11 protein-coding genes are annotated in these 14002 nt (G+C 51.1%); all 11 read left to right on the top strand.

From position 1 onward, the window contains the following. Position 1 precedes the first annotated feature (1 nt). The gene (locus AYJ59_RS10675; RefSeq protein ID WP_029939791.1) at positions 2–559 is read left to right on the top strand and encodes a D-sedoheptulose-7-phosphate isomerase; all 558 of its coding nucleotides are present in this window, start codon (positions 2–4) and stop codon (positions 557–559) included. A gap of 56 nt (positions 560–615) precedes the next feature. Beyond that, positions 616–1584 (top strand): glucokinase, encoded by a 969-nt coding sequence (gene glk, locus AYJ59_RS10670; RefSeq protein ID WP_029939792.1) that lies wholly within the window; start codon positions 616–618, stop codon positions 1582–1584. A gap of 50 nt (positions 1585–1634) precedes the next feature. Continuing rightward, positions 1635–2903 carry a glucose-1-phosphate adenylyltransferase gene (gene glgC, locus AYJ59_RS10665; protein ID WP_029939793.1) on the top strand — a complete coding sequence of 423 codons (1269 nt, stop codon included), beginning with the start codon at positions 1635–1637 and terminating at the stop codon, positions 2901–2903. A gap of 31 nt (positions 2904–2934) precedes the next feature. Beyond that, positions 2935–4662 (top strand): glycoside hydrolase family 57 protein, encoded by a 1728-nt coding sequence (locus tag AYJ59_RS10660; RefSeq protein ID WP_029939794.1) that lies wholly within the window; start codon positions 2935–2937, stop codon positions 4660–4662. A 32-nt stretch (positions 4663–4694) separates the two neighbouring features. Further along, positions 4695–6062: a 4-alpha-glucanotransferase gene (gene malQ / locus AYJ59_RS10655; protein WP_038151885.1), complete on the top strand. Its 1368-nt coding sequence runs from the start codon at positions 4695–4697 to the stop codon at positions 6060–6062. A gap of 3 nt (positions 6063–6065) precedes the next feature. Beyond that, positions 6066–8246: a 1,4-alpha-glucan branching protein GlgB gene (glgB, locus tag AYJ59_RS10650; protein WP_029939796.1), complete on the top strand. Its 2181-nt coding sequence runs from the start codon at positions 6066–6068 to the stop codon at positions 8244–8246. 22 nt (positions 8247–8268) lie between these two features. After that, positions 8269–9735, top strand: a complete 1467-nt coding sequence (glgA, locus tag AYJ59_RS10645) for a glycogen synthase GlgA (protein WP_029939797.1) — start codon at positions 8269–8271, stop codon at positions 9733–9735. A gap of 168 nt (positions 9736–9903) precedes the next feature. Next, on the top strand, positions 9904–12339 hold the full coding sequence (locus tag AYJ59_RS10640; RefSeq protein WP_443080233.1) for a glycogen/starch/alpha-glucan phosphorylase: 2436 nt from the start codon (positions 9904–9906) through the stop codon (positions 12337–12339). 140 nt (positions 12340–12479) lie between these two features. Next, entirely contained in the window at positions 12480–12812 is a 333-nt protein-coding gene (locus AYJ59_RS10635; RefSeq protein ID WP_029939799.1) for a DUF3392 domain-containing protein, read from the top strand. 10 nt (positions 12813–12822) lie between these two features. Then, positions 12823–13287 (top strand): transcription elongation factor GreB, encoded by a 465-nt coding sequence (greB, locus tag AYJ59_RS10630; RefSeq protein ID WP_029939800.1) that lies wholly within the window; start codon positions 12823–12825, stop codon positions 13285–13287. Positions 13288–13364: 77 nt separating this feature from the next. Next, the gene (locus tag AYJ59_RS10625) at positions 13365–13973 is read left to right on the top strand and encodes an LPP20 family lipoprotein (protein WP_029939801.1); all 609 of its coding nucleotides are present in this window, start codon (positions 13365–13367) and stop codon (positions 13971–13973) included. Positions 13974–14002: the final 29 nt, after the last annotated feature.

The following is a 14002-nucleotide window of genomic DNA, read 5'->3' as shown; positions in this document are numbered from 1 at the left end:
AATGAACTTAGAACATGCTTTGCAAGCGCATCAAAAAGCCATACAATCTGTAACTGAATCGTCACAAATACTTACGGAACTGGTTGATAGAATGGTTCGGTCCCTCAAAGAGGGTGGAAAGGTTCTGTGGATGGGGAACGGCGGCAGTGCGGCGGATGCTCAGCACATGGCGGCGGAATTGATGGTGCGTTACGTGAAGAACCGCGCACCGCTGGCGTCAATCGCTTTGACGACGGACAGTTCCATTTTAACCGCGCACACCAACGACTTTGAATTCGAGACCCTGTTTTCCCGCCAAATCGAAGGTTTGGCCAGGCCTGGTGATATTGTGATCGGTTTGTCGACATCGGGTCGTAGCCCCAACGTCGTAAAAGGGATTGAGAAAGCCCGTGACCTTGGGTGTGTCACCGTGGCCATGACCGGCAACCAGCCGAGCGTATTGGCCGAGATTTCAGATTTCTGTTTTCAAGTGGATTCGGACGAGACCGCTCGGATACAGGAAGCACACAGCTTCATCAGCCATCTTCTCTGCGAAGGGCTGGATGAAGAGTTTGGATAGGAGGTTCAGCTTTTCCATTGAGCTTCCGGTACGTACGACTGTTTTGAGGGTGCTCAATGTCTTATATCCTAGCGGCCGATGTCGGCGCGACCAAAGTGTTGTTGCAGGCATCGGATACGACCAAGAATCTCGTGTTGGCCGAGAAACGCTACCTCAGTGCCGATTTTCCTTCCTTGACGGCATTGATTGAAACCTTTCAATCCGAATTCGATTTGCCGACCATCGATGCTGCTTGTCTGGGGTTACCCGGCCCCGTCAAAAGTCGTCGCGCCGAGTTGACCAATTTACCTTGGACTGTGGATGCGGATGCCCTGGAAACCTTATGTGGCATCGATCGTGTCGATATTATCAATGATTTTTATGCAGCAGCCCTCGGTGTGGACGATTTGCAGCCAGGCGATTTGGTATGTTTGCAGGAAGGCCAATACGACATCACCGGTAATCGACTGGTGGTCGGCGCCGGTTCCGGTTTGGGTGTGGCGCCGGTCAAGAATTGCAACGGCGCCTTTATCCCTCAACCTTCCGAAGGCGGTCACGCCGACTTCGCCCCCGTCAATAATGAACAAGATGACATTCTGGCCTGGTTACGCAAGAAATGGCCGCATGTTTCCTATGAGCGCTTACTGTCCGGCGAGGGCTTGGAAACCCTTTATTTCTTTTACAGCATCCAAGCTCACGGCCATGGCAAGCGCGGCATCAATGCCGCCGAAATTCATCAAGCGGCGTTGGACGGTGAGCAAATCGCGGTACAGACGTTGGATACGTTTGTTGAAATTTACGGCGCTTACATTGGTAATGCCGCACTGATTTGGGAGCCGCAGGCCGGTATTTTCGTGGCGGGCGGCATTGCGCCTAAAATACAGGATTGGATGACGCAACCTCGCTTTATCCACGCGTTTCTGAACAAAGGGCGCATGAAAAAGATCGTCGAAACCTTTCCGATTTATTTAGTGGTAAATGAGTCGGTGGGATTGTTGGGTGCGATTCGGCATGCCCGAAGCTTGCTGAACGACCATCCGGAATAACTCGTCACAATCATTATTTCCAGTTGCACGAACCGAGAGGAGGTGACCGCATGAAGTACTATTGCGAAACGAAAACCGCAACGGACTTGACCCGTAAGACATTGGCGCTGGTATTGGCCGGCGGGGAAGGAAGCCGATTGAAGGAATTGACGAAGTGGCGAGCCAAGCCGGCGGTTCCGTTCGGTGGCAAATACCGCATTGTCGATTTCGTGTTATCCAATTGCGTGAATTCCGGGATTCGCAAAATCGGCGTCTTGACCCAATACAAGTCCCACTCGTTGATTCGTCATATCCAACGGGCCTGGTCGTTTATGCGATACGAAGTCGGGGAGTTCGTCGAGTTGCTACCGGCTCAGCAACGGGTGGACAAAGGTTGGTATAAAGGTACAGCCGATGCCTTGTATCAAAATTTGGACATCTTGCGCCGCCATACCCCGGAGTATGTGCTGGTGTTGGGGGGCGACCATATTTATTCGATGGATTACAGCAAGATGCTGTATGAACATGCCGAGTCCGGTGCGGACGTCACCATCGGTTGCATCGAGGTGCCCAGAATGGAAGCGACCGGTTTCGGCGTCATGTCGGTTAATGAAAATCTGGAAATCACCAAATTTACCGAAAAGCCGGCCGACCCGGAACCCATGCCCGGTAAGCCGGATAAGGCGCTGGCTTCGATGGGGATTTATGTCTTTTCCACGGAATTCCTGTTCGAAAAACTGATTGAAGATGCCGACAACATGACCTCATCGCGGGATTTCGGCAAAGACATTATTCCGTCGGTAATTGCCGATTGGCATGTGCGTGCTTTTCCGTTTCAAGATGATGACGGCAGTCCTGTGTACTGGCGGGATGTGGGTACCATCGAGTCCTATTGGAAGGCGAGTATGGATTTGTGCTCGGTGACGCCCGAGTTGAATTTATACGACGATGATTGGCCGATCTGGACGTATCAGGCCCAAATGCCACCGGCCAAATTCATCTTTGATGATGAAGGGCGTCGAGGTGAGGCCATCGACTCTTTGACCGCTGGCGGTTGCATTGTGTCGGGGGCGCGAATCAAACGTTCGGTGATTTCCAGTGGCGGGCGTATTCACAGTTACACCTTGATTAAGGACTCGGTCTTATTGCCACGCGTCGAAGTGCAGCGAAATTGCCGTATCCAAAATGCCGTCATCGACAAAGGATGCATTATTCCGGAAGGTACCATTATTGGTGAAAACTTGGAAGACGATAAAAGACGTTTTTATGTTGAGGAATCTTCTGGTATTGTGTTAGTAACACCGGATATGCTTGGACAAAAACTGCATGTCACTCGTTAAAAACGTTCAATCAGCCTATTAGAATTCAGTTATGGAACCGAAAAAAATCAAACTGGTGCTGTGCTGGCACATGCATCAACCGCATTATCGAGACGGGTTGAACGGCGAGTATCGTTTGCCGTGGGTGTATCTGCACGCCATTAAGGATTACACCGATATGGTGGCGCACCTTGAAAAATTGCCGGGTGCCAAGGTAGTGGTCAACTTCGCGCCGGTACTGCTTGAGCAACTTGACGATTACGCCAAGCAAATGCGGAGTTGGTTGCATTCCGGAACCCATGTTCAGGATGCACTGTTGAACTGGGTCTCGGGCGAAACCAAAGTGACTCAGGACTTGAAACAGCGCTTTGAAATTGTCCAGGCCTGTCAGAAAGCCTTTGCGCCGACCATGATCGATACTTTCCCGGCGTTTCGGCGTTTGTTGGATATGTCCAATTGCGATGAAGCGACGACGTTGGAAGATGCGATTTGTTTATCCTATTTCAACGAACAGTATTTCATCGATTTGTTGATGTGGTATCACCTGGCGTGGATGGGGCAAAGCTTGCGCCAAGACGATGAGCGGGTCGAGAACTTAATCGAAACCGGACAGAACGGCGTACATTTCACCCCGAAAGATCAGCGTGTGATGGTCGAAATCATGGCCGATGCGATTGAGGGGGTGATTCCGCGTTATCGACGCTTGATGGAAGCCGGACAAATCGAAATTTCCATGACACCTTATGGTCACCCGATTGTGCCGTTGTTGATTGATTTTGACAGCATGAAAGACGCGCAACCGCATTCGCCGATGCCGGAATCTGAGTGTTACCCGGACGGTTACGAGCGGGCCAAATGGCACATGGAGCATGGTTTTAAAGTGTTTGAAGAACATTTCGGCGTGAAGCCGAAAGGCGTTTGGCTGTCGGAAGGGGCGGTCAGTGCCGCCGCCATCGGGTTGTTGGATTATTATGAAATCGATTGGACCGCGTCGGGCGAAGGTGTCTGGCGGCATTCTTGCGAAGCGTCTCACCTGGATCATCATGATATTGCGTCGAAGCGGGCTTTGTATCAGCCGTTGCAGCATGCGACCCAGAATTGCGCCTTGTTTTTCCGCGACGATGGCCTGTCCGATTTGATTGGTTTTCAATATAAGGATTGGAACCCGCAGGACGCCGCCAATAATTTTGCCCATAACTTGCACAACATTGCCAATGCCTTGGGTGAGGATGTTGAAGATTACGTGGTCTCGGTCATTCTCGATGGAGAAAACGCTTGGGAATACTATCCGGACAACGCCTACCATTTCCTGTCGGCCTTGTACCAAACTCTGGTTGAGCATCCCCAGGTGGAAATGACGACCTTCTCCGAGGCGTTGGAAAGCGGGGTGCGCCCTCGACACTTGCCGGTCTTGAAAGCCGGCAGCTGGGTCTATGGTTCTTTTTCGACCTGGATTGGCGAACCGGATAAAAACGCCGGTTGGGATTTGCTGGTGGATGCCAAACTGACGTTTGATAAAGTGATGGCCTCCGGCAAGCTGTCGGAAGACGAAATCCGTCTGGCCACCGAGCAGCTTGCGATCTGTGAAGGTTCGGACTGGTTCTGGTGGTTTGGCGATTATAACCCGTCCGGTAGCGTTAAAGATTTTGATCAGTTGTTCCGGCGTCATTTGGAAAAGCTGTTCATTCTGTTGGGTGAAAAACCGCCTGAACAACTCTCCATTCCATTGTCTTATGGCGGTGGGGATATGGAAAACGCCGGCACCATGCGGCGTAATTAAACCCGAAACGGGATTGGAAAGAGGTCTGGCCTATGAGACAAAGACAAGCCGGCGTATTGTTGCATCCCACCTCCTTGCCGTCGGGTAAAATCGACGAGCAGGCCTGGCGGTTTTTGGATTGGATGACGTCCGCCGGATTGACGGTTTGGCAGATGTTGCCGTTGACCGAACCGGTGCAAGGGTTGTCTCCGTATCAAAGTGTCTCGGCGTTCGCCATGAATCCAGCCTTGCTGCCGGAGAACTGGCAGGATCATGTCAATGAGACCGATTACCTGGCCTTTTTATCGGATGCGCCGCATTGGTTGGAAAATTACGCCTTGTTCATGGCATTGCGAAAGCATTTTAATCAGGCTTCTTGGGCGGATTGGCCGACAGCTTACCGTAATCGCGGCAAGCAGGCTTTGATCGATTTTGCCTTGACGCACGCCGAGCAAATTGATGAGTTGAAGCGACAACAGTATGTGCTACTGAAAAACTGGCATGCTCTGAAACAGGCCGCCAACGCCAAAGGCATCAAATTGTTCGGGGATATGCCGATTTTTGTGGCTTATGACAGTGCCGATGTGTGGGCCAACCCCCATTTGTTCAAGTTGGATGCGGATGGTCAACCGACGGTGGTCACCGGTGTCCCGCCCGATTATTTTTCCGAAACAGGACAGCGCTGGGGAAATCCACATTACGATTGGCAGGCCATGCAACAGGATGGTTTTCAATGGTGGCTTCGCCGGGTGGAAGGTGCGCTAGAATTGTTCGACTTGATTCGCATCGACCATTTTCGTGGTTTGGAAGCCTGTTGGGAAATCGATGCTAGTGAAGAAACCGCCATTAACGGTCGCTGGGTGAAGGTGCCGGGCGATGCATTTTTGACGGCGTTACAGGAAGAGTTTCCACGGTTGCCGCTGGTGGCAGAAGATTTGGGCATTATTACCCCGGAAGTGGTGGCGCTGAAAGAAAAGTTCGATTTACCGGGCATGTCTGTTTTACAGTTCGGCTTTAACGGCCTGCCGGATAATCCCCATGCTCTGTCCGAACAGGTCGAGAATTCCGTGGTCTATACCGGTACGCATGACAACGACACCACCTTAGGGTGGTGGGAATCTCTTGAAGGTGAGGAGTATCGACAATGGGTGCTGTCGCAATTACCGAACTCCGAACAGCCGATGCCCTGGCCGATGATTGAAGCCGCGATGGAATCGGTGGCCTATCTGGCAATGATTCCGATGCAGGACTTTCTGGAACTGGATAACGACGACCGTATGAACACTCCGGGAACGGTTGAAGGGAACTGGTTATGGCGTTTGAAGCCTGACCAGTTGACCGAGTCTTTGGCTCAACAAGTGGCCGCCCAGGTACAGGCCAGCCGACGTAATGGTTCCGAACGCTCAGAAGAGAAAGAATGATTTATGACCCAGCAAACCGTATCACAAACTGATTTACAACGCTTAATCCAGGGAACGCATCATGACCCTTTCCAGGTTTTGGGCGTGCATCCGGCGGACCAGGCCTGGGAAATTCGCGAATGGTTGCCGACGGCGGAAAGTGCGAAAATTGACGGCGATATCGAACTGACACGCATTGAGGGCACGGACCTGTTTGTCGGGCGTTTGACGGCCGCACAAAAGAAAAAACTGCCGCCGCATTATACCGTGACTTGGGACGAAGCCGACGGTTCGACGCATACTGCGGTATCGCCGTATACCTTTTGGCCGCAACTGGGCGAATTGGATTTGCACCTGTACGCCGAAGGGCGTCATTGGCAGCTCTATGATTTGTTGGGCGCGCACGTGAAAGAAATCGACGGCATTGATGGGGTGCAGTTTTCGGTGTGGGCGCCGGCGGCCGAACGGGTGTCGGTGGTTGGGGACTTCAACGGTTGGAACGGTTTGCGTCACCCGATGCGCACCAATGGCACTTCCGGCGTGTGGGAGCTGTTCATTCCCGGTTTGCAAGCCGGGGACATTTATAAATTTGAGATTCGTAACCACCGAACCGGTCACTCACTGGTGAAAACCGATCCGTTTGCCAAGCAAATGGAATTACGCCCGAAAACCGGATCGGTGGTCTGTCAGACGACGTTTGAGTGGCAGGATCAAAGTTGGATGCAACAGCGTGAAGCCTATGATTGGCAACATGCGCCGGTCAATATTTATGAGGTTCACTTGGGTTCTTGGCAGCGTGACCACGACGGGCATTTCCTGAGTTACCGAGAGGTGGCGCACCGTTTGGTGGAATACGTGAAATGGATGGGGTATACCCACATCGAACTTTTGCCGGTCTCGGAACATCCGTTGGATGAATCTTGGGGGTATCAAACGTCCGGTTATTATGCGCCGACCAGCCGTTTCGGCTCGCCGGACGATTTCCGCTATTTCGTCGATCACTGCCATCAAAACGGTATTGGTGTGTTTTTGGATTGGGTGCCGGCGCATTTCCCGAAAGACGAGTTTGCCTTGGCGCGTTTTGACGGCACCGCGCTATACGAACACGAAGACCCGAGAAAGGGCGAACACCGAGATTGGGGCACTTATATTTTCAATTTCGGTCGCAACGAGGTGCGAAACTTTTTGTTGGCGAATGCCTTATATTGGCTGAAGGAGTTTCACATCGACGGGCTGCGTGTCGATGCGGTGGCGTCGATGTTGTATCTGGACTATTCGCGTGAAGCCGGGGATTGGGTGGCGAATGAATACGGCGGCCGAGAAAACCTGGAAGCCATCGAGTTTCTGAAAACGCTGAATGCCGAAGTGCATTCGCAATGCCCTGGCACGGTCATGATGGCGGAAGAATCAACGTCCTGGCCGATGGTATCGCGCCCCACCTGGATGGGCGGGTTAGGCTTTTCCATGAAATGGAACATGGGCTGGATGAACGACACTTTGGACTTTTTCGAGAAAGACCCGGTGTACCGTCCTTACCACCATAATCAATTGACGTTCAGCCAAATGTACGCTTATTCGGAAAACTTCATTCTGCCGTTATCGCATGATGAAGTGGTGCATATGAAGCATGCCTTGGTCAGTAAAATGCCGGGTGACAATTGGCAGAAAATGGCCAATATGCGTTTGCTGATGGCATATCAATCCTTGAACCCCGGCAAGAAATTATTGTTTATGGGGTCGGAGTTCGCGCAATGGCAGGAGTGGAGCGAAAGTCGTGGGCTGGACTGGTATTTGTGTGAACAGAGTGCCAACCGCGGCGTACAGCTGCTGGTACGGGATTTGAACCATCTGTATCGGGCGTCGTCGGCCTTGCATACGCAGGATTTCGAGTCCGAAGGGTTTCAGTGGATTGATTGCCATGATTACGAACAGTCGGTACTGAGTTTCATGCGAATTTCCGATACGGAAAAATTGATCTGTGTGTTCAACTTCACGCCGGTGCCGAGACACGATTATCGTATCGGCTTGCCGGAAGCCGGAGCTTATGAAGAAGTCGTCAACACCGATGCGGAGGTGTACGGTGGCAGTAATCTCGGCAATGGGGGCCTGTTGCACAGTGATGACCAGGCCTGGATGAATTTGCCTTATTCGACGTCTTTGGTGTTGCCGCCTTTGGGGGCGGTGGTGTTGAAACGACAATCCTAATGTTTGGAGAGATACGACATCCATGAAAATTCTGTTTGCGACTTCCGAGGCGCATCCTCTGATTAAAACCGGCGGCTTGGCGGATGTGTCCGGTAGCTTGCCGGATGCTTACCGTCATCTGAAACAGCAGGTGCGAATGATTATGCCGGCTTACGGCGATGTCTGGGAAAAGGTGTCCCATATTTCGCAAATCGCCGATTTTATGGTGCCGGCGTGCGGTCGTGAATTGCATGTGCGTATCTTGAAGGCCAAAGCGGAAGGCATTGACGTCCCGATTTGGTTGGTGGATATTCCCGAATTGTTCCATCGCCCGGGGAATCCATATCTGGCGTTGGATGGTCGGGATTGGTGGGATAACGGCGAACGTTTCGGCGTGTTTTCCAAAGCGGTGGTGGAAGTCGCCATGAATCGGGTCGGGTTGGGCTGGAAGCCGGATATGGTTCAAGCCAACGATTGGCAAACCGGTTTGGTACCGGCGTTGCTGACGCAGGAGGCGGATCGTCCGAAAACCTTGTTCACCATCCACAATATGGCTTATGCCGGTCTGTTTCCCAAGAGTTTGTTCGAAGGGTTGAAGCTGCCGTGGGAGTGGTGGTCTGCGGATAAGGGTATTGAATTTTACGGCAATATGTCGATGTTGAAATCCGGCATTCAAATGGCGGATTGGGTTACGACGGTCAGTCCGTCCTATGCCAAGGAAATCACGTATCAGGAATATGCTTACGGTCTGGAAGGTGTTTTGATGCGACGTGAGGCGGAAGGCCGCTTGGTCGGTATTTTGAACGGCATTGATGGTGATGTTTGGAATCCGCAGACGGACCCGTTTATTGCCAAGCATTATTCGTCGGAAAAAGGCCGGGTGTCGGCGAAAAAACATAACAAGAAAGCCATGCTGGATTTTTGGGATATGCCGGAAAGTGTCTTGGAGTCGGGCGATCCGGTCATCGGTCTGGTGGGGCGTTTGGTGCCGCAGAAAGGGATCGATATTGTATTGGAAATCCTGCCGGAATTGATTGAACAAACCTCGGCGCGTTTTGTATTGGTGGGCACTGGAGACAATCATTACGAATACCTGTTGAATGAAATGGCGCATCGTTATCCTGAACGGGTGCTGGTGTATATCGGGTATTCGGAGTCTTTGGCGCACAAGGTCGAGGCCGGTGCTGACCTGTTTTTGATGCCGTCGCGTTTTGAACCCTGTGGCCTGAACCAGATGTACAGTTTGATTTATGGTACGCCGCCAATCGTGCATTCCACCGGTGGGTTGGCCGATACGGTGGTGAATGCCACCCAGGAAAACATTGCCGCGGGCACGGCGACCGGTTTCGTCTTTTACGACCCGAGCCGCCATGCATTGAAATCGACTATTTTGCATGCCTTGTATCTGTATGGAAAGAAACGGACCTGGCAAAAATTGCAAAAAACCGGGATGCGTAAGGATTTCAGCTGGGATCGCAGTGCCAAACAATACTTGGCGCTGTTTAAATAAGCGTAGAAAGTGTATTTTGAATCAACGTTCGATAACGTAAATAAACCGTTTTGGGGCAGCGTCGCCTGATTGAAATTTTCAAATTTTGGAGTGGTGGTTATGGCAAAGAAAAAGCAGACGGAAGCAGAAACAGATCACGAAAAACACATTTTCGAGTTGCTCAAACAAATGGGCATGTCGGAGAAGGATATTGAAGCCGACTTCGTGCATTATCTGTACAACATGCTGGGGCGTGATATCGAATCGGACGCTTATTATCAGTTTAAAGCCATGTCTTATACGGTACGTGACCGGTTGATGATGCGCTGGAAAGACACCTGGAAAGCCTATAACGGTGGTAAAAACAAAAAAGCCTATTATCTGTCGATGGAGTTTTTGATTGGGCGTTCCTTGTCCAATAACCTGCTGAACCTAGGCATTGAAACCGAAGCCGAAAAAGCCATGTACCAACTCGGCGGCTCGCTGGAAATGATTGAAGAGGCCGAAAAGGACGCCGGCTTAGGCAACGGTGGTTTGGGACGTTTGGCGGCGTGTTTTATGGATTCCTGCGCGACGTTGGGCTTGCCTGTGCTGGGTTATGGATTGCGTTACGAATATGGCATGTTCAAGCAATTGATCAAAAACGGGTATCAAGTGGAAGAACCCGATCACTGGCTGGGGTTCGGTTATTATCCGTGGGAAATTCAGCGCTCCGAATACACGCGCGTGATTAAGTTCGGCGGCTACAGTCGCCAGTTCACCGACCCGCATACCGGTGAGCTTACCATTCACTGGGAAGATGCCGAAGAGGTGTTTGCGGTGCCGTTCGATGTGCCGATTCCCGGTTACAAAAATGGTGTGGTCAATACCTTGCGTTTGTGGTCGGCGGAAGCGACGGAAGGGTTTAATCTGTCCGAATTCAACCAAGGCTCGTATTTTGAAGCCGTGGCGGATAAGAGCGATGCTGAAAACATCACCATGGTGCTTTACCCGAACGACAGCAGTGAAAACGGTAAGGAACTGCGTTTGCGTCAGCAATACTTTTTGGTGTCCGCCTCTTTGCAAGATGTGGTTTGTCAATGGGTGGATAAATTCGGCGATGATTTCACCGATTTCGCCGAATACAATGTGTTTCAGTTGAACGATACCCATCCAAGTTTGGCGGTCGCGGAATTGATGCGTATTCTGATCGACGACCGTAAACTACATTGGGATGAAGCTTGGGCGATCGTGTCCACTTCCATGGCCTACACCAACCACACCTTATTGCCGGAAGCCTTGGAACGCTGGTCGGTTTCTCTGTTCGAAAAACTTTTGCCGCGCGTGCTGGAAATCATCTACGAAATCAATGCGCGTTTCATGAAACAAGTGGCGATGAAATGGCCGGGTGATTTACCACGGCAAAGACGCATGTCGATTATCGACGAGCACAACCATGTGTGCATGGCGTATTTGGCGATTGTGGGCAGTTTCTCCATTAATGGGGTGGCGGCGTTGCATTCGCAATTGTTGAAAGAAGGCTTGTTCAATGATTTCTACCAACTGTGGCCGGAACGTTTTAACAACAAGACCAACGGTGTGACCCAGCGTCGTTGGATGGCGAGCTGTAATCCGGGGCTGAAAACCCTGCTCGACGAAAAAATCGGTGAAAAATGGGTGACAGAGTTGACGCAATTGAGCAAAATCGAGGACTTCGTCAACGATAAGCCTTTCCGCCAGGCCTGGATGGCTGTGAAGCGCGAGAACAAACAGCGATTGGCCGACCTAGTGGAAAAAGAAACCGGTGTGAAATTTGATGTCACCGCCTTGTTTGATGTGCAAGTTAAAAGGATTCATGAATACAAGCGCCAGTTATTGAATGTGTTGCATGTCATTCATCTTTATTCGCGCATCAAGCGCGGTGACACCGATAATTGGACGAACCGTTGTGTCATTATCGGCGGTAAAGCGGCACCGGGCTATGCGATGGCGAAGAAAATCATCAAATTGGTCAACAGTGTGGCGGACATCGTCAATTCCGACCCGGATGTCGGTGATAAATTGAAGTTGGCTTTTATTCCCAACTACCGGGTATCGGCCATGGAAATCATTGCACCGGGTACAGACTTGTCCGAACAGATTTCCACAGCGGGTAAAGAGGCATCCGGAACCGGGAACATGAAATTCATGATGAACGGTGCCGTGACCATCGGTACCCTGGATGGTGCCAATGTTGAAATTCTCGATGCCGTCGGTCAGGAAAATTTCTTCCTGTTCGGTTTGAAAACCCCGGAAGTGGCTGAGTTGCGCCAGCATTATTATCCACAAGGCTACATTGATACCGATTCGGATTTGCAGGCGGTGTTCGGGTTGCTGGAAGCGGGGCATTTCAACCAGCTGGAACCGGGCATTTTCGACGACATCATCCAATCGGTTAAAAGCCCGAACGACCCTTGGATGACGTTGGCGGATTTCCGCAGTTATGTGGAAGCGCAGGAGGAAGTGGCCTTGGCTTTCCAGAACCACAGTCGTTGGAATACCATGAGCATCATCAATTCGGCGCGCAGTGGAATCTTCTCGACCGACCGGACCATGCGCGAATATAATGACGATATCTGGAAGCTGAAACCGGTGAAAATGCCGTGACTCGGTTGGTGGTCAAACTTGCGAAATCGGCCAGGCCTGCTTGAGGGGAAGGCTTGCCGTTTGACGCAAAGTGCTTGGCGTTCAGACTATCGTCATTTTTTCGAGGGTGGAAGAAACAATAATAAATAATGGATTGACGTATGGATTATATCATTGAGGCCGTGTCCACCGTTTCCGGGTGGATGCGACCTTATTTATCGGAAATCGGTCTGTCGATGGTGGCGACCTTACTGGTGATTTTCGGGAACGACATCACCGACTTCATTCGAAAGCAGATTGGCAGTTTGAAGTTTTTATTGAAGCTGACGCTATTTGTGTTGTTTTGTGCCTTTGGCTTCGCGTTCCTAACCTCATTTGTGACGCCGTTGCTGGTCGGTTTTATGGCGAAAACACCGGATCTATGGCTGGCCCCGTTGGTAATCGTGCTGTTTTACGGTATTGGACTGCTGGCCCAGAAAAAACACATGCTGTAGGTCGTCAGGTTTGAATTACATTACTCAGGACGGGTTTTATCGCCTGTCGGAAGAATTGGGTCATCTTTGGAAGGTCAAGCGCCCGGAAATTGTACGGGCGATTAGTACGGCCGCCGCCGAAGGCGACCGGTCGGAAAACGCGGAGTACATTTATCGTAAAAAAGAGCTCCGGGAAACCGACCGGAAAATTCGCTATTTGGAGCGTCACCTGAAAGACATTCAAGTGGTGCGCGATAAACCCCGTCAACGGGACAAGGTGTTTTTCGGCGCCAGCGTCTTGTTGGAAGATGAAATGGGCGAACAGGTGCGCTACCGGATTGTCGGTGGTTTGGAAGTGCGTTTGGAAGAAAATGAGATTTCAGTGGCCTCTCCGATGGCGAAAGCATTGCTCGGTAAAGTGCTGGATGACGATGTGGTGGTGTCTTTACCGGATGGCCGTAAAGTGACGTATACGTTACTTGAGATTGTATATTAAACCACCGAGCGAGCCTTGGGGTGCAGTTGCTGAGTTCAAAATCGAATTTCGTGTGGAATAACAGAAGGAAAAATAAAATGAAAAAAACACTCTGTCTGGGTTTGTTGGTGGCGGTCGGCGCCATGTCGGGATGCAGTACGCAGGAGAAAAAAGACGAATCGGCGGAAAAACAAAACCCGCTTGCCGTGGCGGATTGCGTTTTCCCGAACACCAATGTCGCCGCGCCCGGTTGGATTTGTGATGAACCGGTGGACAGTCTGGCTATCAGCGCGGTGGGTATTGCCGAGCCGTCCAAAGCGGGCATCAGTTTTATGAAAGATATGGCGGCGGCCGATGGTCGTGGTCGTTTGGCCGAACAAATCAAGGTTCAGGTGCAAAAGATGGTCAAACAGTATCTGGGTACTACTGGTGTGGCCGATACCGAAACCGTGGATGCCGCGGCCAGCTCCACCTTGAAAACCATCACCAACCAAAGTTTGGTTGGTTCCAAAGTCTATAAAACGCGAACAGGTCCAAACGGCAAATTGTATGCTCTGGTTGGAATGGATAAAGCGACCCAGGATAAAATCGTCGAAACCGCGGTGCGTACGTCGATGAAAAACGACCAGGCACTGTGGCAACAGTTCAAAGCTCAGCAGAGTTTTGATGAAATGGCGCGAGACATTGCGAATCAACAGGTTCAGTAATGGTTTGATTATCTGACCAAACGATGAGT

The organism is Thiomicrospira sp. S5 (genome assembly GCF_003991075.1).
GTDB classification, from domain to species: domain Bacteria; phylum Pseudomonadota; class Gammaproteobacteria; order Thiomicrospirales; family Thiomicrospiraceae; genus Hydrogenovibrio; species Hydrogenovibrio thermophilus.
This window is presented reverse-complemented; position numbering and strand designations above follow the sequence as displayed.